The organism is Agrobacterium sp. SUL3, from assembly GCF_001263295.1.
Lineage (GTDB): Bacteria > Pseudomonadota > Alphaproteobacteria > Rhizobiales > Rhizobiaceae > Agrobacterium > Agrobacterium tomkonis.
Genome location: NZ_KQ414516.1, coordinates 20,374 through 41,602, shown reverse-complemented (window position 1 = coordinate 41,602; position 21,229 = coordinate 20,374). Strand labels below are relative to the sequence as shown.

Annotated in this window: 20 protein-coding genes; 7 read left to right on the top strand and 13 right to left on the bottom strand. The window is 56.4% G+C overall.

The features are described from left to right. Window position 1 precedes the first annotated feature (1 nt). The 4 genes from AKG12_RS24065 to AKG12_RS24050 all read right to left on the bottom strand — a co-directional run bounded on the left by AKG12_RS24065 (window position 2) and on the right by AKG12_RS24050 (window position 3,844). A complete protein-coding gene (locus tag AKG12_RS24065) occupies window positions 2-796 on the bottom strand; it encodes an amino acid ABC transporter ATP-binding protein (protein ID WP_052820779.1) in 795 nt (264 codons plus the stop codon). 23 nt (window positions 797-819) lie between these two features. Continuing rightward, the gene (locus AKG12_RS24060) at window positions 820-1,680 is read right to left on the bottom strand and encodes an amino acid ABC transporter permease (RefSeq protein WP_052820732.1); all 861 of its coding nucleotides are present in this window, start codon (window positions 1,678-1,680) and stop codon (window positions 820-822) included. A 70-nt stretch (window positions 1,681-1,750) separates the two neighbouring features. After that, window positions 1,751-2,659 (bottom strand): transporter substrate-binding domain-containing protein, encoded by a 909-nt coding sequence (locus AKG12_RS24055; RefSeq protein ID WP_052820731.1) that lies wholly within the window; start codon window positions 2,657-2,659, stop codon window positions 1,751-1,753. A 291-nt stretch (window positions 2,660-2,950) separates the two neighbouring features. Then, window positions 2,951-3,844, bottom strand: a complete 894-nt coding sequence (locus tag AKG12_RS24050) for a transporter substrate-binding domain-containing protein (protein WP_080823927.1) — start codon at window positions 3,842-3,844, stop codon at window positions 2,951-2,953. A gap of 333 nt (window positions 3,845-4,177) precedes the next feature. On the opposite strand from AKG12_RS24050, the gene AKG12_RS24045 reads away from it, so the two are divergent. The 3 genes from AKG12_RS24045 to ribB all read left to right on the top strand — a co-directional run bounded on the left by AKG12_RS24045 (window position 4,178) and on the right by ribB (window position 8,137). Continuing rightward, window positions 4,178-4,924 (top strand): aspartate/glutamate racemase family protein, encoded by a 747-nt coding sequence (locus AKG12_RS24045; protein ID WP_052820729.1) that lies wholly within the window; start codon window positions 4,178-4,180, stop codon window positions 4,922-4,924. A gap of 411 nt (window positions 4,925-5,335) precedes the next feature. Beyond that, entirely contained in the window at window positions 5,336-6,958 is a 1,623-nt protein-coding gene (locus AKG12_RS24040; RefSeq protein ID WP_052820728.1) for an FAD-dependent monooxygenase, read from the top strand. A gap of 48 nt (window positions 6,959-7,006) precedes the next feature. Then, the gene (gene ribB, locus AKG12_RS24035; protein ID WP_052820778.1) at window positions 7,007-8,137 is read left to right on the top strand and encodes a 3,4-dihydroxy-2-butanone-4-phosphate synthase; all 1,131 of its coding nucleotides are present in this window, start codon (window positions 7,007-7,009) and stop codon (window positions 8,135-8,137) included. A 399-nt stretch (window positions 8,138-8,536) separates the two neighbouring features. Here ribB and AKG12_RS24030 read toward each other — a convergent pair whose 3' ends face one another. The 7 genes from AKG12_RS24030 to AKG12_RS24000 form a co-directional block, all read right to left on the bottom strand. Further along, window positions 8,537-9,184 (bottom strand): 3-oxoacid CoA-transferase subunit B, encoded by a 648-nt coding sequence (locus tag AKG12_RS24030; protein WP_052820727.1) that lies wholly within the window; start codon window positions 9,182-9,184, stop codon window positions 8,537-8,539. Then, window positions 9,184-9,906, bottom strand: a complete 723-nt coding sequence (locus AKG12_RS24025; protein WP_052820726.1) for a CoA transferase subunit A — start codon at window positions 9,904-9,906, stop codon at window positions 9,184-9,186. The genes AKG12_RS24030 and AKG12_RS24025 overlap by 1 nt, the downstream gene beginning before the upstream one ends. A gap of 182 nt (window positions 9,907-10,088) precedes the next feature. Then, window positions 10,089-10,679 (bottom strand): flavin reductase family protein, encoded by a 591-nt coding sequence (locus AKG12_RS24020; RefSeq protein ID WP_197283347.1) that lies wholly within the window; start codon window positions 10,677-10,679, stop codon window positions 10,089-10,091. Window positions 10,680-10,794: 115 nt separating this feature from the next. Then, window positions 10,795-11,082 carry a hypothetical protein gene (locus AKG12_RS24015; RefSeq protein ID WP_052820724.1) on the bottom strand — a complete coding sequence of 96 codons (288 nt, stop codon included), beginning with the start codon at window positions 11,080-11,082 and terminating at the stop codon, window positions 10,795-10,797. A gap of 27 nt (window positions 11,083-11,109) precedes the next feature. Then, window positions 11,110-11,544, bottom strand: a complete 435-nt coding sequence (locus AKG12_RS24010; RefSeq protein WP_080823926.1) for an ester cyclase — start codon at window positions 11,542-11,544, stop codon at window positions 11,110-11,112. Then, entirely contained in the window at window positions 11,541-12,857 is a 1,317-nt protein-coding gene (locus AKG12_RS24005) for an LLM class flavin-dependent oxidoreductase (RefSeq protein ID WP_052820722.1), read from the bottom strand. Before AKG12_RS24005 ends, AKG12_RS24010 begins: the two co-directional genes overlap by 4 nt. A 2-nt stretch (window positions 12,858-12,859) precedes the next feature. Beyond that, window positions 12,860-13,690, bottom strand: a complete 831-nt coding sequence (locus tag AKG12_RS24000) for an alpha/beta fold hydrolase (RefSeq protein ID WP_052820721.1) — start codon at window positions 13,688-13,690, stop codon at window positions 12,860-12,862. 142 nt (window positions 13,691-13,832) lie between these two features. On the opposite strand from AKG12_RS24000, the gene AKG12_RS23995 reads away from it, so the two are divergent. Further along, complete coding sequence (locus AKG12_RS23995; RefSeq protein WP_167378266.1) at window positions 13,833-15,206, top strand: NAD(P)/FAD-dependent oxidoreductase; 1,374 nt, start codon at window positions 13,833-13,835, stop codon at window positions 15,204-15,206. Window positions 15,207-15,399: 193 nt separating this feature from the next. On the opposite strand, the gene AKG12_RS23990 is transcribed toward AKG12_RS23995, so the two are convergent. Together AKG12_RS23990 and AKG12_RS23985 are read right to left on the bottom strand one after the other, a co-directional pair. Next, a complete protein-coding gene (locus tag AKG12_RS23990; protein ID WP_052820719.1) occupies window positions 15,400-16,725 on the bottom strand; it encodes a class-II fumarase/aspartase family protein in 1,326 nt (441 codons plus the stop codon). Between the two features lie 66 nt (window positions 16,726-16,791). After that, complete coding sequence (locus AKG12_RS23985) at window positions 16,792-17,766, bottom strand: Bug family tripartite tricarboxylate transporter substrate binding protein (protein WP_092938429.1); 975 nt, start codon at window positions 17,764-17,766, stop codon at window positions 16,792-16,794. Between the two features lie 150 nt (window positions 17,767-17,916). Here AKG12_RS23985 and AKG12_RS23980 point away from each other — a divergent pair, with 150 nt between their 5' ends. Genes AKG12_RS23980 through AKG12_RS23970 form a run of 3 tightly spaced genes read left to right on the top strand, consistent with a single transcriptional unit; the run spans window position 17,917 to window position 21,019 of the window. Further along, window positions 17,917-19,020 (top strand): GntR family transcriptional regulator, encoded by a 1,104-nt coding sequence (locus tag AKG12_RS23980; protein ID WP_092938427.1) that lies wholly within the window; start codon window positions 17,917-17,919, stop codon window positions 19,018-19,020. Between the two features lie 24 nt (window positions 19,021-19,044). Then, a complete protein-coding gene (locus AKG12_RS23975; RefSeq protein WP_052820717.1) occupies window positions 19,045-19,506 on the top strand; it encodes a tripartite tricarboxylate transporter TctB family protein in 462 nt (153 codons plus the stop codon). Window positions 19,507-19,516: 10 nt separating this feature from the next. After that, window positions 19,517-21,019, top strand: a complete 1,503-nt coding sequence (locus AKG12_RS23970; RefSeq protein WP_052820716.1) for a tripartite tricarboxylate transporter permease — start codon at window positions 19,517-19,519, stop codon at window positions 21,017-21,019. Window positions 21,020-21,229 lie beyond the last annotated feature (210 nt).

Here is a 21,229-nt window from a genome sequence, read left to right as displayed (position 1 = left end):
CTCAGACAACAGCTCTTAAGAAGTCACGCGTACGCTCTTCCTTGGGCGATGTAAGGAGGTCTCGCGCCGGCCCTTGCTCGACGATCCGGCCTTGATCCATGAATACGACGCGGTCTGCCACCTCTCGGGCAAAGCCGATCTCGTGCGTCACGATAACCATCGTCATGGTGCCGCTTCGCGCGATGTCTCTGATTACTGCGAGAACTTCACCAACAAGTTCAGGATCCAACGCACTCGTCGGCTCGTCGAAAAGCATGACTTTCGGACGCATTGCGAGGGCACGTGCGATCGCCACACGCTGTTGCTGCCCGCCGGAAAGCTGTGAAGGGAAATAGTCCTCCTTCCCGGAAAGACCGACTTTTGCAAGCAGTTCGGCAGCACGTCGACGAACCTCGGCCTTTTTCTCCTTTTTGACAATGACGGGTGCCAGGCAAATGTTATCCAGCGCCGACATGTGCGGGAAGAGGTTAAAGTGTTGAAACACCATGCCGATATCGATGCGCTTTTTTGCTGCCTCGTTATCGCGCAACTCATGCAGCACTCCACTCCTGACCCTGTAGCCGATCAGATCGTCATCGACCATGACCCGGCCACTTTGGATATCTTCCAGGTGATTTATGCAGCGCAGGAGCGTGCTCTTTCCTGAACCTGAGGGACCGATGAGGCACACAATTTCCCCTCGCGAGATCTCCATGTTGACGTCAAACAGTACTTGGTGGTTACCGTACGATTTAGAGACGCCGGCAATCTTGATTTCGCCGCCGCGGGGCGCTTTTCTAATCTCTTCGTTTTTCATTGCATTCTCCGCGATCGAAAGGCTCATTTCTCCGCCATCTTACGTTCGAGTACATTTTGGAAGACGCTGACAATAGAGATGACGACGAGGTACCAAATGGTGGCGACAATCATCATCTCGATCGTTCTGTAGTTCGAGCCGGCGATGCTCTGCGTGATGGTCAAAAGGTCCCCGCCCGCAATAACCGAGACGAGTGAGGTCGCCTTCAGCACATTGACAAATTCGTTGCCAAGTGGGGGAGTGATCACCCGTAGAGCCTGGGGCAGGACAATGTATCTGAGAGTCATCCAGCTGTTCATCCCAAGAGCTTTGGATGCGGCGTGCTGCCCTCTGTTGATTGCAAGTAATCCACTGCGGACGATTTCGCTCATATACGCAGACGCGGATAGAGTGAGACCGATCACCGATGCGACAAACGGTGTTAACAGCTGTTGGATCGGCGCCGAGTAGAACGTGATGTCGGTGAACGGGATGCCGATATGGACCCGCTTGTAAAACAGTCCGAGATTGCCAATGACGATCAGAATGACGAGGAGCGGTACGCCGCGAAAGATAAACACGTAGATGCCGGCAATGGCGCTGATGATTTTGCTAGGAGATGTCCGCATTATTGCGATTAGAATAGCCACCAGCAAAGACGCGACCATCGCTATGACTGTCAGTTGCAAGCTGACCATGAGCCCATTCAGAACAGCCCCATTGAACAGGTACTGTCTGACGGTGTCCCAATCCAGGTAGGGACTCATGACGAAGGAGTAAAGGAACTGCGCGCAGAGTAAAACAGCAATCGCACTGCCAATGATCCTGCCATAGTGTCGGACTGGAATAATTTTGTCTGAGGTCAAGGTCGGGTTCGGGTTAGTAGAATCTAGATGCGCCATCATTGCACTCACTCACTTGAAAAAGAGTCCCAGTAGCCGGAGGCCGCCGATGGCAGCCCCCCGGCAATTCAGATCACTGTTTCTGGCCGACAGGCGTGTGGGTGAGCGGATTGATTGACATCCGGTCGGCCGGAACAGCAGAATCTCCCGCATTATACTTCGTCAGGACTTGTTGATACTGCCCCGTTTCCGAAATAGCTTTCATCGCCAAGAGGACTGCTTTTGTCAGATCAACGTTATCTTTGGTAAACGCAATGCCGTAGAGCCCTGGATCCCACTCCTGCGTCTGGTTGTAGAGGAGCGAGATGCTCGAAAGTCTCGCGCCACTGCTGCTGGCGATACCCTTACATGTGACGCTGGAATCCAGGTATCCGTCAATCTGCCCCGATAGCACGGCAGTCGATGCAGCGGGAGCAGAGGGGAACTCTGCCAGCGTAATCGGCCCTGCAGTTTCCTCCGTACAGTACTTCTCACTGATGCCGCGCAAGGTTTGCCCATACAGGGATCCTGACGGAGCGCCAATTTTCAGCCCGCAAAGTGTTTTTACATCCTCGCCAATATTACGGGGATTTTCGTTCGGGACCACAATCCCTGCCGAAGCCTGAAAATACGGAACGAAGTCGAGCATCTTACGCTCACGCTCCGCCGTTACGCTGATTTGACCCATCAGCGCGTCCAGAGAGCCAGCTTGAAGACCAGGAATCTGACCTGGCCAATGGGTATTGACCCACTCGATTTTCACGCCAAGCACAGGGGCAAGCAATGCTGCCAAATCTGCTGCAATTCCTACGGGCTTGGTTGCTTCGTTTGGATCAGCAACGAGCTGAGGAAAGCTCTCGAAGGCGCCGCCGATCCTTATAACACCGGCGGACCTGATATTTTCGGGAAGGGTGTCATGTATTGCCTGATCGGCGATCGCCACCGATGCACAGAATAGTGACACGAATGCACTCAATGCGGCTATGTGGGTTGTCTTCCTCATTTTTGTTCCCCTTGATGACCTTCTGGCCGTTAACCTGGGCCTATTGGACCCAGGTGTATTCTGAAGGTAGCCAACAGCAGCCATGAGCGCCATAACAGCGGAATGTTACAGTTGGGGAGTATGCCTGCAACTCAACACCGGCGTTCCGACGGATCGGCAGGGACAAGGCGGAACCGGTTCGGGTTTGCGGCCATGGCGAGTAGCTTGCCGGGATGTCCGGGCCTCCGCGCTCGGGGTTGGACCCACCCACCCGGTTTCAGGATAGCGAATGAACCCTTGCTTCTGATCAGCTTACCTTCCGGCGGAGGGATTGACCCTGATTTCTTCCCGTTTGATTATATTTGCCTCGAGGCCGTATTTGGCTAATATTGCCTGATACTCTCCAGTATCGAACAATTCCCTGAATGCGAGAGCGATGGCCTCAGCTAGTCCTGCGTCGGTTTTAGACACGGCTACAGCCTGCGGGTTTCCGGCCCAACCCGCAAAATTTCTCCGGACCAGCTCTCCACCAGAAGTGGCTTCTCCGTAGGCGAGTTCGCCCGTTGATGCAGGGTACGCCACGGCTCCACCGCCTTTGAGTGCGACCATCGCCATCCCTGTCGACGGATAAGTCTTTATCGTGATGGCGGAGTGCCCATCAGCTTCGCATTTTTTTGATTCCAGTTCCAACTGCTTGAGAAGTGCTGCCGCTTGTACGGTTGCTACTGGCTTCCCGCACAGATCTGACGGTTTCTGTATCGTTGGAGCGACATCTTTCAAAACCAGCACTCCGCTTACATTGGACCTGTAGACGACCATATCCATGATCGCCTCGCGATCAGGCGTATAAGACATGACCCCGATGCTCATATCGTAGTTGCCAGACTGGATTCCGGGGATCACGCCGGGCCATTGCATGTCGTCAAACTCGAATTTCACGCCGAGGATCGGTTCGATCGCCCGAACAAGGTCGACGGCTTCGCCTTTGAGCACCCCGTTTTCGAGGTATATATTGGGCGGAACCTGCATAGGCGTTGCTATCTTGACAATGCCAGACGCCCTAATTGAACCGGGGAGCAATGCAACAATTTCGGCATTTGGTTTTGCGGCGTATGCATCAAGTCCAATAATGAGTCCGAATCCGAGACTCAAAGACGTTAAATAGGCGGCGGATTTCATTGCAGATGTGAGATTGTATTTTCTCATCGGATCCCCTCTCGGCCCTTGTTGATAATGTTTTCAAGGCTCTATTGAGAGTCGCCTCTTTCCAATCATCCGCAATCACCATTTATTGTGATTTCAAACCGTGTCGCACCGGCGAATTATACTTCGAGAAGGCATGCTTCCGCGTTGGCATATTTGAAAATACACGCCGGATGTAAGATCCCCGCCGATGCCATCGTCTGAAAAACAAAGTGAGGCAGGGAGATCAGTATTTTCGGCAAAAGTATTTCGCACGAGCAGGAACAGCACGCCTTCGCCGGCTCCGTCCAAGGCTGGTTGACCAGCATTTTTTGAGAGTAGTCCGGGAGCGATAGAATGAATGAACAAACAGTCTCTGCGCCCTATCGCTCGCAATCACAGGTGCGAGGAAGACCCGTATTCGGGACGACGCTCGGAATAATAATCCTTGATACGCGCTTCCGACGTTTCGCAGGGGACATCGGATTTGCAGGATCGTTTCCCTTTCCGGTTCAATATGCATTAGCAAAAGGTGTCGCGAATGGCGCCAAGATCCAGCTCGATGAGAACACGGTCCAGATTTTTCGGAAAGCTATCGACGAACTTGTCGCAATTGGCGTCGATGGTATCGCCACAAGCTGCGGATTTTTAGCGATTATGCAGCCTCAATTGCAGGCGTACAGTCCCGTTCCCATTGTGACGTCCAGCTTGCTACAAATCCCCTTGATTGAACGAATCTTGCCAAGTCAGAAGCGGGTCGGAATTCTAACCGCCGATGCAGACGCTCTCACGGAGGTTCACCTTTCAGGGGCAGGAGTGTGTGTTCCCACGGCCATTGCCGGCTTACCGGAGGACAGTACTTTCAGACTGAATATGCTTATTGGAAACACGATCATAGATCGGCATGAGCAGGAAAGGGAAGTCCTGACGGCGATCGACAAGTTGATATCGGACCATAACGATATCGGCGCAATCCTACTGGAATGCACAAATCTTGCACCATACGCTGCCACTATCGAAGCAAACTTCGGACTGCCTGTTTACGATATAATGACAATGCTTCGCTGGTTCTACTCTGGCTTGCGGCCCCGCCGTTACGAATGAGGCAGCATTCCGACAGCTCCTTCATCTTCGACACGACAGCGCACTACCTGGTGGCTCCAGCGCAGGGACCACAGAATGACGAACCGGAACGGTGGTTGCCGCTGGCTTCATGGAACGATCCAGTGTGACGACTGCGTTCGGGGGTAAAACTGCCGGTGCCAGAGCCGTTTACCAGGACCGCTGCAAGACCGAGACGCATTGTCACCAACCATTGTGATGGCAAGGCAGCCACTACCGCTACATAGTGCGAACCTGAGAAGAACCAGGTTGTCTACTTTCTATGGCCATAAGCCAGAATCGATCCGGCCGGCTCTCTCGGTGGGGTGCGTGCAGACGCATCGGCTGGGTTCAAGGTGATATTCAACGTTTCGTTGGCTGTCCGGCAATCACACAAATTTTAGAGAGATCAGGATGCAGAAGAGCTATGAAGTCGTAATTGTCGGAGGCGGCCCTGTCGGGATGATTCTCGCCTACGATCTCGGCATGCGAGGTATCAATTGCCTGGTCGTTGATGACGGTAAACCATCGCTCGCCAAGAAAGCTGGATCCTGCAACACGCGAACGATGGAATATCTTCGAGCTCTCAGTCTGTCGGACAAAGTAAAGGCAGCCGCTCCGATCCCTCCTGGCATCTCGCTTGACGTGGTATTTGCCACTGGAATGGCAGGTAAGGAACTGCACCGGTTCTCGAACTGCTTGGGATGGCAGCAAACGGATCAATCCCCGGAGAGAACGCATATGATCTCTCAAAAGACGCTGAGAGATTTGGTATGTGAGGAAACACGGCGGCGCTTCTCCCAGGTCGATTTTGCATTTGATGCGACCGGAACGCTGAAGTCACAAACCGCTGATGAGGTTACCGTCGCGGTCTCGACCAAAGACGGCGGGTCGGACGTGGTGGCTGCGCGGTTCCTGATAGGTTGTGACGGTGGTGCAAGCTCGGTGCGGAAGGCAATGGGAGGGAAACTGGAGGGAGAAGCGAGCACCGCGGGCAACCTCCGGGTTCTGTTTCACTCTCCCCAATTCTATGAAATGACAACCCTGCGCCCGGCGCAACAGAATTGGATAGTTAACGCTGAGGTGAACGCGAGCTTTAGCGGTGGCCGCGGCTTTCGTGACGATGGAGATATCATCACCGCCACCTTCTGGAACATATCTCAGGAACAGAGTCGTGAAATCCTCGCAGACCCTGCCCCATGGCTCTGGGCTGCAGCGGGTTTTGAGTTTCCGTTCTCGTTTTCGCATTCTGACTTCTGGGCGACACATAATCTTGTTGCGGATCGCTACAGGGAAGGCCGCGTTTTCATCGCCGGGGATGCCGCGCACCTCCATCCTCCGACGGGAGGTCTTGGCTTGAACACCGGAATAATGGATGCATCCAATCTTGGGTGGAAGTTGGCCGCGTATCTCAAAGGTTGGGCGGGAGAAGAACTCCTGGAGAGTTATGAGGCAGAGAGACAATCGATCGGAAAACGCGTTGTCGCCCAAGCCAACCACAATTATCGCTCTGGCTTGCCGTCCGATTTCTATGAGGTGGGACTGCTGGAGGAAAGCACTGAAGGCGAAGCTATCCGTGCACGGGTCGGTGAGCGGATCTATCAGATGAAGAATGACGAGTTTAACGCGCCAGGATTGGTTCTTGGATATACCTACGCTCCTTCGCCGGTCATTTGCGAGGATGGGACGCCCCCGGAGCCACAAACGGTGGTCGAGTTTATCCCTTCGGCCCGACCGGGCAATAGATTGCCCCATTCGGTGGACGACCACGGAACTCCAATTTACGATCGACTTTGCAGCGGCCTTTCTCTCATTGTTACCGACCCGGAATCCTTGGCAGGGGAGCAAGTCGCCCGTGAGGCGCGCGCACTCAGTATTCCGCTGAAGATTATTGAGCTTCCTGAGACAACTCGTTCGCTATACGGCGCGAAACTTCTTCTCGTGCGGCCTGACCAGCATGTCGCATGGCGGGGAGACGCGTTGCCGACCCCGCCATCGTCCATACTCACCAAAGTGGTTGGTTTGACCAGCCTCTGAAGTCGGCGTTCCGCAAGTCTTCCCTTAAGTTGAGAAGGTTCTCAGTTGATTGATGCCAAATCCACTGCTGCCGAAAGTCATGCGTATGACCAAAAGCGCATCGTCGAGGTCATTCGCGCCTTTGAAGCCGGCGAAATCGTCGTGGTCACCGATGACGACGACCGGGAGAACGAGGGCGACCTGATCGTCGCGGCCGTCCATTGCACGGCGGAAAAGATGGCGTTCATCGTGCGCCACACGTCAGGCATCGTCTGCGCCCCCATGCCGAGCGAAGAAGCCAAGCGGTTGAACCTCAACGCCATGGTGGCGGAAAATGACAGCGCGCATACGACGGCCTTTACCGTCAGCGTCGATTTCAAGCACGGCACCACGACGGGCATTTCCGCCGATGACCGCACGCTGACAGTGCGCAATCTCGCCAATCCCAATGTCGGAGCCGCCGATTTTACCCGGCCCGGCCACATCTTCCCGCTGATTGCCCGTGAAGGCGGCGTGCTGATGCGCTCCGGCCATACTGAAGCCGCCGTCGATCTCTGCAAGCTCGCGGGCCTGCCGCCGATCGGTGTCATCTGCGAACTCGTCAATGATGACGGCACCGTGACGCGCGGACCGCAGGTCACCGCCTTTGCGGAAAAACACCAGCTCAAGCAGGTGTCCGTCGCCGATCTGATTGCCTATCGCCAGCGCAAGGAAACGCTGGTGGAGATGGGATCGTCCTTCACCATCGAGACGCCCTTCGGCCCGGCCAAGGCGCATGCCTATTCGCTGCCCTGGGACCCGATGCAGCACGTCGCCATCATCTTCGGCGACATTCGCGATGGCGTCGATATTCCGGTCCGTCTGCATCTCGAAAACGTCACCCGCGACGTGTTCGGCGCGCGCCGGCCGCTTGACCGCTACATGGCGAAGATCGAGGAAGAAGGCGGCGGCGTGATCATCTACCTGCGCGAAGGTTCGGTCGGCGTCGGCCAGACGGACCATGGCTGCAAGCTGCACCAGGACCAGGAGCGCCATTCCAAAACTCAAGCCCGCGAGAGTGAATGGCTCGAAATCGGCCTAGGCGCACAAATCCTGAAAGATCTCGGCGTCACCTCGATCAAGCTGCTCACCCGCAGCGAGCGCCACTATGTCGGCCTAGAAGGGTTTGGCATCAAGATCGCCGAAACAATCAGGTGCTGATGGTTATGATTACGTTTCGAAAGCGATGATCAAGATCGCCCGACAAGCTCGATGGCGCAGTAACCCGTAATCAATGATCAAACCGGGATCGGACTGCACCTGCATCGGATCAAACGTGCGGGCTCCACCCCTATCGCCTCAGCCCGCGGCGCCAGGGAGCCCGCGCTCCCCGCTTCCGTCTCAGTGCGGATGACGCGAAAGAGGTGACAGAGCCGTTCGCTTGGTGCCCCGCGCTCACGTTGCTGCCGGCGACATACAGAACCTTTCGTACGATACCCTGTTCGGGAGTTTTGTTCTTCGGTACTGGTGCCGCATGGTTTGGGCCGAAACCGTGGCGCGCACATTGACGCGGCACAGTCAACGCGGACCCTGGCGCGGCGGGGAAAGTTCCACCGTAGGTTACGTCCGCAGTTTGATGTCGAAATCAGCTCCGGTCTTGGCCTTTATTTCCTCCACAGTGACGTCCTCAGCGAGCTCGATCAGCGTCATGCAGACCGGGCCACGCTTTTGAATTTCGAAGACACCAAGGTCAGTAATGACAAGGTCTGCTACCCGTCGGCCGGTCAGAGGCAATGTGCATTCGGTCAGAAGCTTCGGCTTTTCCTTGGCCTGGTGTTCCATCACGACGACGACCCTTTTTACCCCGGCTACGAGGTCCATCGCGCCGCCCATGCCTTTGACCATGTGGCCAGGGATCATCCAATTGGCCAGATCGCCATTGGAGGCCACCTGCATGGCTCCCAGGATCGAAAGATCAATGTGACCGCCGCGGATCATGGCAAAACTGTCGGCACTTGAGAAATAGCTTGTGACGGGCAGTTCCGTGATAGTTTGTTTGCCGGCGTTGATGAGATCGGCGTCCTCCTCACCTTCGTAAGGAAACGGACCCATTCCAAGCATTCCATTCTCGCTCTGCAGGCGCACATCAATCCCTTTGGGGATGAAGTTGGCGACGAGCGTCGGGATGCCGATGCCGAGATTGACATAGAAGCCGTCCTTGAGTTCAAGCGAAGCGCGCGCCGCCATCTGTTCACGGGTCCAGGACATCAGATTGCCGCCTCCGGTTGCGCGTTTCGCTTTCTCGTTGTGCGCTGCTCTATGTGCTTCATGGGCGTGGGCACATGAACGAGTGCGGAGACGAAGATGCCGGGCGTGTGGATGTGATCGGGATCGATCTCGCCTGCTGTGACGAGATGCTCGACCTCGGCTACCGTGACTTGTGCCGCCGTCGCCATGACCGGATTGAAATTGCGGGCAGTCTTGCGGTAGACGAGATTGCCTTCCTCGTCGCCCTTGTAGGCGTGCACAAGGGCGAGATCCGCATAAAGGGCGCGCTCCATAATGTAATGATCGCCATCGAATTCCTGAACAGGTTTTCCTTCGGCTATTTGCGTCCCGTAACCAGTCCTGGTGAAGAAGGCAGGAACGCCGGCACCACCTGCGCGAATGCGTTCTGCGAGAGTTCCTTGGGGATTAAACTCAACTTGAAGTTCTCCCGACAAATACTGCTGAGCAAAAAGCTTGTTCTCCCCGACGTAGGACGAAATCATTTTGCGGATCTGGCGTGTCTCAAGGAGAATACCAAGTCCTGTGCCATCGATGCCGGCATTGTTGGAAATGACGGTCAGATTCTGTACGCCAGACAGGCGAACGGCACCGATAAGCGCCTCCGGAATACCGCAAAGGCCGAAACCGCCAGCCATGATTGTCATGTCGTCATGCAGCAACTCCGCTAATGCCTCGACGGCGCTCGCGCGAACTTTTTCCATACTCTCCTCCCGAACAGGGGCGTTCCAGAGACGCCCTTTACGATGAATTTAACGAGCCACAACGCAAATTACGGCGCTGTATTGTTAAGGTCGTCATACAGACCAAGCAAAATGCCCGTCCGGCGAAAATTCAGCCCTGCTTTGAGATCGTCGGCGCCGCCCTGCCCGAGCCGCGCTCAAAGTCAGACCGGGACCAACTGTCCACCATCAAACAAACTGCCCCCTACGTAAATAAGGGGGGGCGTTCCCGAAAAGCTGGCGTGAGTAACCTCACCGACGAATATCGCGTGGGTGCCCGCCAGCATCCGACTGGTAACATGGAATTCAAGTTGTGCTGAGGCGCCGTCAATCAACGGCGCGCCGGTTTCACCCGGTGACCACTTCACCTGTGCGAACTTATCGATGCCAGATTTCGCAAACACTCCGACGACTTGCGCCTGGTCGTTTGCCAAGATGCTGACACCGAGCCTGTCTCCCGAGAATAGCTTTTCATAAGTGGAGGACGTAGCCTTCACACATACCATCACCATGGGCGGATCGAGGGAGACGCTGCAAAAGGCGTTCACAGCGAGTCCGAAGGGAGAACCTTCGGTAGACGTAGCCACAATGGTAACGCCCGTGGGAAAGCTCCGATGGAACCCCTTCAATGCTTCCGTCAATTCGATTTCGGCCATGTGAAATCCCTCCTGGCGACGTACAGTTCTGCTTGGAATCACCGGCTCCAGATCGCCTGCAGCGGGTGCAAAGTTTTTATCGGGAAGCTGATCTGGCATCGATGCCGCCGCACTCGATAATGCGAGCGCTGGTAATATTGTTTGGAGCCGACCTCGGAAGGCACTACAAAACGCGCCAAGTGTGGCAGCGCTGTTTCTCGAGCAGCGAACCCTGTTAGAGCGGAAACCAGACCTTGTCGGTCGGCGTCTCTGAACCCCTTAACCGCGCGAGTTCGTCGATCAGCGGGCGTGCTTCTGTAAGAAAGTTCTGAAACCCTTCTTCGCTTTCCCACTCGTCGATATCAAGGATGTCGTCTCCGTTGTGGTAGCGCTTATGACTGATCACACCGTGTTTTTTGAGGAGGGTGCCGAGCGCTTCACTCAAGTCCGGACGTGCAGTCGCAACTTCACGGATCTTCTCCACTGACGTGCCCTTGATCGAGACCACGACGGTAATACTCATCTATATGCTCCATTTGTTATTCGAAAATCAGATCGGAAAAACGCTCATGCCATGGAGAACATCGGAATTTTGCCAACTGCTCCAATCCTCGGCAATTTTCCCCCCTGAAATACGGCTAATGGTTATCCCGCTCACCCTGACCGTTCTGCCCGTCGGAGGCACATTCATAAATGTGCACTGGTGAGTGCCGTGAGATTCCCAACGATAGGCGATCTTGTCCTTATCCTCGACAACGTCGAGGATAACAGTCTTCAAATCCGGAAATGCGCGAGCCCTGTCGCGGATGACGGTGAGGAAATCATCCCGGCTTATGTCAGCCTGAGGAGAATGCCGAACGTAATCAGCGGTAAAAAAACTCTCCAGGTCGGAAACAGCGTCTTTTTCAAAAGCCGCCCAGAAACCACGTATTAGTTTCTCTGCCATCACCGCTCGTCCTCCGCATTGATCGAAATCTGGCGTCATGGTTCAAGTGGTTTCCTAAGCTCTTCAATATGCGCTGTGCGGATATCAACCACCCCCGAATCCGCGAGGCGGACGGTCGGACGCGCCAACGGCTCCTCGACCCTTGCACCGTACTCACTGGTCGTATTCCAAGCCTGCGAGTTGTTGTTATCCCAGATGGGCTTCCCACCAGGAGCACGAAACCGCGGGATGACCTCTTCCGCGAAGATCGTCATATTCTTCCGCGTGAGCCAAGCCGGGGCGGTCCAGCCATCACAGTTGACAACAAGACGCCCTGCCCCCATGGCCGAGGTCAGTTCTTCAATCTGCTCAGCAACTGTGTCGGGTGAGCCGCAAATTATAGATCGATCGGCAACGGCTTCCTCGAAAGTTGTTTCAGAAATCTCTTTGGCTCTATAGCCCCCACTCATCATCCCGCGAAGGGACTGTGAAGTGACGTGTCCCGGCGGGAATGAATCGTGGAAAGGCGAGCCAAAGGAGTTTTGAAGCATCGACATGAAATGGGCCTCAACCTCAAGCCGTGCCTGTTTGTCGGTCTCGGCCACATGAACCGTGGCGGTGGCGACGACCTGTGTCGGGTCCGCCGTATAGCCAGCCTCCTCACACATGTCACGAAATGTCTTAATGTTCCGGAGAAGCACCGGACGCGGCACGAGAATTGCCAGATACGTGTAATGGTTGTCGGCCGCGAACTTCAGTGAGTCTTTTGAACCCACGGCCGGCACCCATATTTCCGGATGCGGCTTTTGCAGCGGCTTGGGCCACAGGTTCGCATATGGGACTTTGAAGAACTTGCCATCCCATTCGAAAGGTCCTTCTTCCATGAAGGCCTTCTTCATGAGGTCATGTCCTTCTCGCAGGCGCTCACGTGCACGCGTAGGATCGATACCCAGCGCGTGATAATTTGGTCCGATACCGACCGGCATACCGAAGAAGAAGCGTCCGCGAGACAAATAATCCAGCGCAGCAACCTCCTCCGCATATCTCATGGGAGAAAGGTAGGTGTTCATGATAGGACCCACCGCCCCTACCCTGATGTTTTTGGTCCTTGCCGCCAAGGCGCTTGTCATGACGATCGACTGACCTGTCACGGCATTTGGACCACCGTGCTGCTCGAGCACGAGGAGGCCATCGAAACCGAGTTGTTCACCCAGCACCATGTTGTCCAAAAAGTCTTCGATAACTCTCTGCCCGCGGATGGGGTCGAAGTACTTGGTGGAAGTACTGATAAAGATCGATTTCGACAGTTTCTCGCGGCGTGGAATGAAGCTGTATTTACCGCCATTGTTGAGGTAGAACTCTAACTTATTCATGGTCACGCCTCGGAGTGTCGATTGACGAATTCAAGAACCAGGCTCGCTAGTGCCTCTGGCTCTTGCACATAGGGAACGTGGGATGTTGCGCGGGTCGAGCCATGTATCTTGGCGGTTTCAGCCCCCGGAATAAGACTGGCGTACTGCAACGCGACATCGGCGCTCATGATCCGGTCTTCATCAACGGTTATCACGCGGGTTGGTGTTCTTACCCGTGCCAACCGACGCTCAAGGCGAGGATCGTAGCGAGGGTTCCACATCAGCCGAGCCTGGGCGGTGAGTTCAGCATAGTCCTGCACCAGTTGCTCAACGCGTTCGTCGCCCTCGAGATATTCCGGATATGCGTGAGCCTCCCCGTTGAACACCCGCTCCAGGGCTTCTTCGCCAGTCTGCCTGAAAGGATCGTTCAGCAAGCTCCCGCGAAGTCCCGCCGGGGTTATCAATTGTAAGCTCGATAACCGACGTGAAAAGAAGACCGCGTAATGGGCAGCCATCCAGCCGCCCAACGAATGTCCGACCAAGTGGAAGCGGTCGAGGCCCAGTTCATCGAAAAACTGCTCGTAGTGCAGGTTGATGTCATCAAAATCCTCAAGCCAATCAGGCATCGGAGTGTCACCGAATCCGGGATGCTCGGGAACAATGACATCGGCGTGAGCGGCCATTGCATCATAAAAGGGCAGCCACCGCCGCGTTAGGCCCGCGCCGTGGAAATAAACAACTGGCGCGCCGCTTCCCTTACGCCGGTAGGCAACGTCGACGCCGGCAACCTTCAATTTTTCGGGTTCAGTGTAAAATGCCCAGGATCTCAATTCGCTCACCTTGCCTTCTTTCAAACGGCCTACCTTTCGCGCGGCGTACCTTTGGGTCGACTGGCGAATGAGGAGTTGTCCCAATTTATGGTTATTGGAGGTGCCCGAACATCACAGTAAACAATGACATGGCCTGATCAATTGCCGAATGCGGGGTTGGATTTATATGACACCACATCGTGGGTTACGTGTCGATGGAAGAGGACTTCCGATACTTGTCGAGCAAGCGGAAGCTTCTGATCCGCTGCCGAACTCGGCAGACGTGATCGTTGTTGGCGCGGGTATAATCGGCCTGCTGACTGCAATCGGCTTGAAGCAGGCTGGACTGCATCCGATCATCATTGAAGCAGCCAATGCCGGCTCAGGTCAATCAGGTCGCAACCTCGGGTTCATACGGGTCCAAGGTCGCGATGAGGCGGAGGTTGCTCTCATGGCCCGATCCAGTGAGCTATGGGGTGAACTTTCTCAAAAAATAGGCCCGCAGCTTTCGTTTCGAAGAAGCGGTCACGTGTCTCTGGCATCCAATGCGCGTGATGTTGACCGTGTCACTGAATGGGCCCGGGTTGGTGAGCGATTTGATGTCGATTTTCACCAGCTCAGAGGTGAAGAGCTTTACAAACTATGTCCGCATCTTTCCAAGAGCTACGTGTTCGGAGGATTTACACCACGGGACGGACAAGCCGATCCCCAAGCGGTGATGCGAAGTCTCCTCGATCACGTCGATCAGCTCGGCATAGCGCTTTTCCAGCAAACGCCCGTCACCTCAATCGCAATTAACGATAAATCTGTCAAAGGTGTGCAGACCAAACGAGGTTATGTCAAATCGAATGCGGTGCTGCTCGCCACAGGCGCCTGGACTAGCCGCTTGCTCGCCAAGGCCGGTATCGCTCTGCCCACGCACGCCGGGGTTGCCACAATGGCAGCGACACGTCCAGTCGCCCCACTGTCAGAAAGCACAATGTGGGAAGTAGGCCAGCTAGGCTTTCGACAGGACGCCGGCGGTCGCATCGTATTCGGCCTGGGTGGATATGTTGACGTCCACGTTCGGTGGGAAGATGTGCGGGGAGCAATATCAACTCTGCCTACTTTTTGGAGCAATCGTCGTGCCATGAACATAAAAATTGGTCGACCGCTCTTGGAAGACTTGACTGATGTATGGCGCGGGCGTGATCTTCGCCCATTCAAGTGGGCTGAATTTCTTCCCAATGACGGCTTTGTGAAAGCCGGCCTTGCGCGCCTGGCTCATATGATTCCATCCCTTGCATCGGAGCTTGAACTAGATGCCGTGTGGACGGGGCTGATTGATACGACGCAAGACTTTTTGCCTGCGGTGGGAACGGCAGGTGTCGAAGGCTTGCTTTTTGTCGCTGGTCTTAGTGGCCATGGCTTTGGGCTCGCTCCCGCCTTGGCCGAGGAAGTTACCGAGATCATGATAGGCAATCGGCCCGAGGATACCAAATTAGCTCACTTCGCGCCTGCACGCCTAAAGGGGTATAAGTCGATTCATGAATTGCAGAGATTGCCGCGCGAACACCGTTGAAGGATTTACCACTAGATCAAAACCAGCGCCTGATGTGTGCAGAACTGCCGTAACTGGTGTAGCGGCACCAGCCTGAAATCGGCCTCTTCTTCAGAGGCTTGCGTGGCCTCAGGCAGAATGTTCGCTTGTACTTGTACTGGGCGCCGAAACAGCCGTACTTGACTTCCATCGAACGGCGACCATGTCGCGTCACTTAGCGCGCTCCATTCAATCGCACGGTGAGAGCAGCGGATTGACCCGTATAGTCTGCGATATCGAGGGTCACCATGTCATGGCCTGCCATTTCCGGATGTTCGGCGATGGCCTGCGTAAAGGGCGTGCCCGTCATGACCGAACGCTGCGCCGCCTCATAGAGCATGTGATGAGCCTTGTGGCGGCCGAGACGATCGGATAGCTGCATCATCGCCGCCTCAGACACGATCAATCCGTTGGTGATCTCCACGTTCCGTTTCATGGCGTCAACATGAACGACGAGTCCAGCGACGAGACGCGCCAGGGTTTCGGCAACCGAGGCGCCCAGAATGGCGATTTCCGGGACCGCAACATCTGCGACATTGGTGGCGGAGGAATCCCCCTCGTCCATCCTGACCATCGAACCCAGGATCAGGGGCAGACGGGCCGAGAGCAGGCCGCAGAGGCTGATCAGCAGCAGCGCGGTGGACGGGTTGCGCTTCTGAGCCATAGTGGAACTGCCCACCTTCCCCATGTGGAAGGCTTCCTCAACCTCGCCGATCTCGGTGCGCTGCATGAAAACCACGTCCTGGGCTATCTTCTCTGCGGTTTTCGCGAGCAGTGCCATTGCGCAAAAATAATCGCTGGCGCGGTCGAAGGAGGAGCGCATCGGCAACACAGCAGGCTCGAGATCGAGAATCGTCGCCATCTCCGCTTCGACCGCCGGGCCTTTGTCACCCATCGCAGCAAAGGTGCCTATCGCGCCGCCAAGGCAGGCGACGAAGGAAGGCCGGATGCGGTCACGCAGGCGCTGCCGGTCACGACGGATCTCCTCCAACCAGCCGGTTAGCTTGAAGCCAAAGGTCATCGGCAGGGCATGCTGACCATGCGTGCGGCCCGCCTGCAGCGTATCGCGATGCGCAAGGGCGAGTTCACTGAGTGAGGTTTCGGCCGCAGAAAGCGTAGTGTCGATCAGCGCCTGCGTGCGGCGCATCTGCAAAGCCATGCTGGTGTCGAAGATGTTCTGGGTAGTGGCACCCCAGTGAATGAACCCGGCCGCTGGTTCGCCCGCGAATTCTTCCAGCTGACGCAGAACGGGTACGAAGGGATGCTGGGCGTGCGCGATGTCCCGGCTCAGTCGTTCGGTGTCGAAGTGCTCATGCCGGCAAGCTTCGGCGATGACCGGAACCATGTCCGCCGGAATGACGCCGAGATGGCCCTGCGCCTGCGCAAGCGCCGCCTCGACATCGAGCCAAGCCTGCAGGGTTTGAAGGTCGCTCCAGATTTCCTTCGCCTCTGCGCTGAACCAGTGGCGGGTGATAAACGAGTCGAACATTCCTGCAGTCATGACAAATCCAGATTTCGTATGGATGAAGAAATGCGCTCCGGACGAACCCGAAGCGCCAGGCGCGCATTATTCGATAGTAATGGCCGACTCTGTGATGATCTGCCGATAGGTATCGGCCTGGGTCTGGATGAAGCCGTTGAATTCACCCATTGACATTGGCGCCGCGGCAAACCCCGCATCGGCCAGGCGCTTCTTCACCTCATCCATCTCCAGCGACGCTGTAATCGCATCGCTGATTTTCTTGGCGCTGGCCTCATCGGTTCCCGCCTTGACGAACAACCCCTGCCATAGCGGCAGCGCCAGGCCCCTGAAACCCTCGATTTCCGTGAGGGCCGGAACATCCGGCAGAGCCTCAGCACGCTCTGCGCTGGTGACGGCCAGCACGCGGATCTTCCCGTCTTTTGCGAAGGTTAGAGCGGTCGAGGTCGTCAGGATGGCGGAGTCCAGGACGCCTGCGAGCAGGTCGTTGGAAACCTGTGTGCCGCCGCGATAAGGCGCATGCACGAGCTTGACGCCGGCGCGGTGCCCGACCATCTCGCCAACGAAGTGCTGGGCCGATCCGATGCCGGGCGAACCGTAGGTGATGGTTTCCGGGTTTTCCTTTGCTGCGGCGACGAGGTCCGCGAGCGTCTTGTAGGGCGATGCCTGCGGTACGACGATCGCCATCGACGTGATCGCAGTGCGGCCGACCGGCAGCGTTGCTTCCTTCCAGTCGATCTTGACCGACTTGTTGAGCATCGGCACGGCCACCGTATCGAACCCGCCGTAATAGAGCGTTGAGCCGTCGACCTTGCCGTTGACAAGTTTCTGCAGGGCGATCATGCCGCTGCCACCTGTCGCATTTTCGACGACGACCGAGCGGCCGAGACGCTTACTCAGCTCCGGCGCCATGACGCGCGCCGCATAGTCGGCGCTGCCGCCGGCGGAATAGCCCACGAGCAACGTGATTGGCCCGGAATCCTGCGCGCTCCCCGGGATTGGCGCGATTGCGAGAGCCGCGGCAGCAATCGCTGCACGCACAAAGTTCCTTCTGAGCATCATTTTCTCCTCCTCAGTACAATATATATTGTATTTGCCTGCTTGCTATGATAAGCCTTGGTAGGCCTTTGTCGCCCAACTTTCAAGCGTAAATGCGGTGTGCGGCGATTTTCTCTTGCCGATATGTATTGTATTGTACTAAAGGAAACCGTCATGAGTGATACTACCCGCCTACAATCCTATCTTCGTTCGGTGGCCATGACGGCAGCGCCGGGAGAGCGGGTGCCCACTGTCCGGCGGCTAATGCAGGACTTTTCGCTGAGCCAACAGAATGTCGAGCGTGCCCTCAAGGTGTTGAAAGAAGAGGGTCTCATCGCGGCGCATGTCGGTCGTGGGACATTCTTCACCGGCGGTCAGGCTGCTCCAGTGAAGGAAAGCCGCCCGGACGGCAGCAGCCGCACCCAGCGCAGTGTCATCCTGCTGAGGCGCTCGTCGAACAATCTGCGTGGGCGCGTCGTGCTGGAAGAATTGCAGCGGCGCCTGAATGACGCCGGACACATAACGCTTGAAGTCGGCTACTCCGACCCCGAACACGCCAAGCAGATCCTGCAGACACTGCCGCGCTTCGATGCCTGCGTTGTACAGAACTCGTTCGATACGATGCCGATCGACATGATTGCCGCGATCAGACGAAAGACCGATACGATCATCGTAGATGGCGCCTGGTTGGTGGGCACCGATATTGATGCTGTTGGTTTCGAATGGGGTCAGTCTGTCGAGGCTGCCATCGACCGGCTGCTCGTCAGCGGCCATGACTGCATCCATCTCATGACGACGTCCAGCTTCTTCCTTGCCAATGAAATGGGACTTCATCGCTGGCGCATCCTGAAGGATCGCGCTGACCTGCGGTCGATCTTGCAAACGGAGATCCGCATCGCGAAGCTGCCGCCCAAAGACTACGAGGAAACAGCCATCCTTGCGCTTCGCGAGGCGCTGGCTGTCGCCACTCCAGCCAAGCGTCGGGCCTTGGTCATTTGGGGAATTGAAGATGGCGCCAAGTTCCACGAGCTGCTGCGCGCGGAATCCCTGGCCATTCCTGTCGACCTCTCGGTTATTCTGCTGGGTCGCACCGACCTTGATCCGGAAGCCGGCGGCTTTTTTCACGTGATCGGATACAGCGCCGCCGACCAGGCCAATGGCGTCTATGACCGACTTATCGAACGCTGGCAGAAGCCGAACGAGCCCTTCGGTCTTCGGCTCCTGCCCATGACGGAACGTCCTGGTCCATCGCTTGGCGGCCAGCGCGCGCCACAATGATCTTTATATCAGGGAGGAAGACAAATGATGCGGATACGCGGCCAACGGGACTTTGGGATAGGAGCGATTTATTTGGCGCTCGGGCTCGCCGGGTTCATCATCGCCCGAGATTACAGTTTCGGCTCCGCTGGCCGTATGGGCCCCGGCTATTTTCCGACAATCATCTCCTCCCTGCTGATCGTTTTCGGTCTAGTCACCCTCGGCCGCGGCATATTGCGTGATGGGGCGCAGGTCGGCGACATCAACTGGAAGGGGCTGGGCCTCGTCACCCTGTCGGTTTGCGCTTTTGGCTTTCTGCTTGAGCGCGCCGGCCTTGCGATAGCACTCTCATTGCTGGTCCTGATTTCCGCAGCCGCGAGTGAACGCTTTCGCCTGGAGGGCCGCGCGATACTTGGGCTTCTGGCACTCGTCGTCTTTTGTGTTGTCGTTTTTGTTGAGGGTCTTGGCCTTCCCATGCCGATTTTTGGTGAATGGTTTAGAAACTGAGGCTGGCCTGATGGATATCTTTGCAAACCTCTGGCTCGGCCTGACCGTCGCCGGCACGATGTACAACCTTTTTTATTGCCTGGTTGGCGTTTTCCTGGGTACCGCGATCGGCGTCCTTCCGGGCCTCGGTCCGGTTGCCACCATCGCCATGCTGCTGCCGATCACCTTCGGCCTTCCACCGGAAGCGGCGCTGATCATGCTTGCCGGCATCTACTACGGTGCACAATATGGTGGTTCGACGACCGCTATTCTGGTCAACCTGCCAGGTGAGCCATCCTCCGTCGTCACAGCGCTCGATGGCTACCAGATGGCTCGTCAGGGCCATGCCGGTCGCGCCCTGTCGACAGCGGCAATCGGCTCCTTCATTGCGGGAACGATCTCGACGATCCTTATCGCGGTGTTCGCGCCGGCTCTTGCAGCGGTCGCGTTGCAGTTCGGCCCGGCAGAATATTTTTCGCTAATGGCTCTCGGCCTGATCGCCTCGATCGTCATGGCATCCGGGCCGCTGCTGCATGCGCTCGGCATGATCCTTGTGGGGCTCCTGCTGGGCATGGTTGGAACCGACGTCAACTCCGCTGTGCCGCGGTACACGTTTGATATGCCGCTTCTCTCGGACGGTCTGAATTTCGTGGTCATCGCCATGGGCGTCTTCGGGCTGGGTGAGATCATCGCCAATCTGGAAAATGAGGCCGACCGCTCGGTGATGACAAAGCGCGTGACTGGGCTGATGCCGACGAAGGAAGACTGGAAGCGCATCACTGCACCAATCCTGCGCGGCACGGCACTTGGCTCTCTGCTTGGCATCCTGCCAGGCGGTGGTGCCGCGCTTGCTTCCTTCGGTTCTTATTCACTGGAAAAGAAGCTGTCAAAGCGTCCCGAAGAGTTTGGCAAAGGCGCCATCGAGGGTGTCGCCGGTCCGGAAGCGGCCAACAATGCCGGCGCCCAGACATCCTTCATCCCGATGCTGACGCTGGGCCTGCCGTCCAACTCGGTCATGGCGCTGATGATCGGCGCGATGATCATCCAGGGAGTTCAGCCGGGTCCGTCGGTCATGACCGAACAACCGACGCTGTTTTGGGGCCTGATCGTCTCCATGTGGATCGGGAACCTGATGCTGCTCGTCCTTAACCTGCCATTGATTGGGCTCTGGGTGAGGATGATCGCCATTCCCTACCACCTGCTCTTTCCGATCATCATCGTGTTCTGCGCGATCGGGGTCTTCAGCGTCAACAACAACACGTTTGATGTCTATGCGATGGCGCTGTTCGGCGTCGTCGGCTACGTCTTTCGCAAATTTGATGCCGAACCCGCACCGATGCTGCTCGCGTTCATCCTCGGCCCGATGATGGAGGAATTCCTCCGCCGCGCCTTGCTGTTCTCGAAAGGCGATCCGAGCGTGCTCATCACCCGTCCTGTCAGCGCGGGGCTGCTGATCGTTGCGTTCGTGCTGCTTGCCGCCGTACTGCTGCCGTCAGTGCGCAAAGGACGCAAGCAAGCGTTTCAGGAGGATTAAATATAGAGCCTTGACCGCGAGGCCGGACTTGATCGAGCGTTTATGCAATTTTTGTAATTTTATAGAAATCCGAAAGAGGAACAGAAGATGTCAAAGTTGCTCCGCGTGGCGATGCACCGGACAAAGTCCCTAAATTGGGGGCATGCCTCAAGATTGAATTAATGGGGTGCCCCAAGTTATTTACAGCGCCTGCGCGATGCTACGCCGCGT

Coding starts and splice junctions, on each gene's coding strand:
- AKG12_RS24030 (WP_052820727.1), bottom strand. CDS start 9,184: ATGTCCTGGACCCGTGAACAGATGGCGGCGCGCGCTTCGCTTGAACTC.
- AKG12_RS23970 (WP_052820716.1), top strand. CDS start 19,517: ATGGATATCTTTGCAAACCTCTGGCTCGGCCTGACCGTCGCCGGCACG.
- AKG12_RS24005 (WP_052820722.1), bottom strand. CDS start 12,857: ATGAATAAGTTAGAGTTCTACCTCAACAATGGCGGTAAATACAGCTTC.
- AKG12_RS23985 (WP_092938429.1), bottom strand. CDS start 17,766: ATGATGCTCAGAAGGAACTTTGTGCGTGCAGCGATTGCTGCCGCGGCT.
- AKG12_RS24060 (WP_052820732.1), bottom strand. CDS start 1,680: ATGATGGCGCATCTAGATTCTACTAACCCGAACCCGACCTTGACCTCA.
- AKG12_RS23995 (WP_167378266.1), top strand. CDS start 13,833: ATGACACCACATCGTGGGTTACGTGTCGATGGAAGAGGACTTCCGATA.
- AKG12_RS23980 (WP_092938427.1), top strand. CDS start 17,917: ATGAGTGATACTACCCGCCTACAATCCTATCTTCGTTCGGTGGCCATG.
- AKG12_RS24040 (WP_052820728.1), top strand. CDS start 5,336: ATGCAGAAGAGCTATGAAGTCGTAATTGTCGGAGGCGGCCCTGTCGGG.
- AKG12_RS23990 (WP_052820719.1), bottom strand. CDS start 16,725: ATGACTGCAGGAATGTTCGACTCGTTTATCACCCGCCACTGGTTCAGC.
- AKG12_RS24045 (WP_052820729.1), top strand. CDS start 4,178: ATGAATGAACAAACAGTCTCTGCGCCCTATCGCTCGCAATCACAGGTG.
- AKG12_RS23975 (WP_052820717.1), top strand. CDS start 19,045: ATGATGCGGATACGCGGCCAACGGGACTTTGGGATAGGAGCGATTTAT.
- AKG12_RS24055 (WP_052820731.1), bottom strand. CDS start 2,659: ATGAGGAAGACAACCCACATAGCCGCATTGAGTGCATTCGTGTCACTA.
- AKG12_RS24065 (WP_052820779.1), bottom strand. CDS start 796: ATGAAAAACGAAGAGATTAGAAAAGCGCCCCGCGGCGGCGAAATCAAG.
- AKG12_RS24015 (WP_052820724.1), bottom strand. CDS start 11,082: ATGAGTATTACCGTCGTGGTCTCGATCAAGGGCACGTCAGTGGAGAAG.
- AKG12_RS24020 (WP_197283347.1), bottom strand. CDS start 10,679: ATGCCAGATCAGCTTCCCGATAAAAACTTTGCACCCGCTGCAGGCGAT.
- AKG12_RS24025 (WP_052820726.1), bottom strand. CDS start 9,906: ATGGAAAAAGTTCGCGCGAGCGCCGTCGAGGCATTAGCGGAGTTGCTG.
- AKG12_RS24050 (WP_080823927.1), bottom strand. CDS start 3,844: ATGAGAAAATACAATCTCACATCTGCAATGAAATCCGCCGCCTATTTA.
- AKG12_RS24010 (WP_080823926.1), bottom strand. CDS start 11,544: ATGACGCCAGATTTCGATCAATGCGGAGGACGAGCGGTGATGGCAGAG.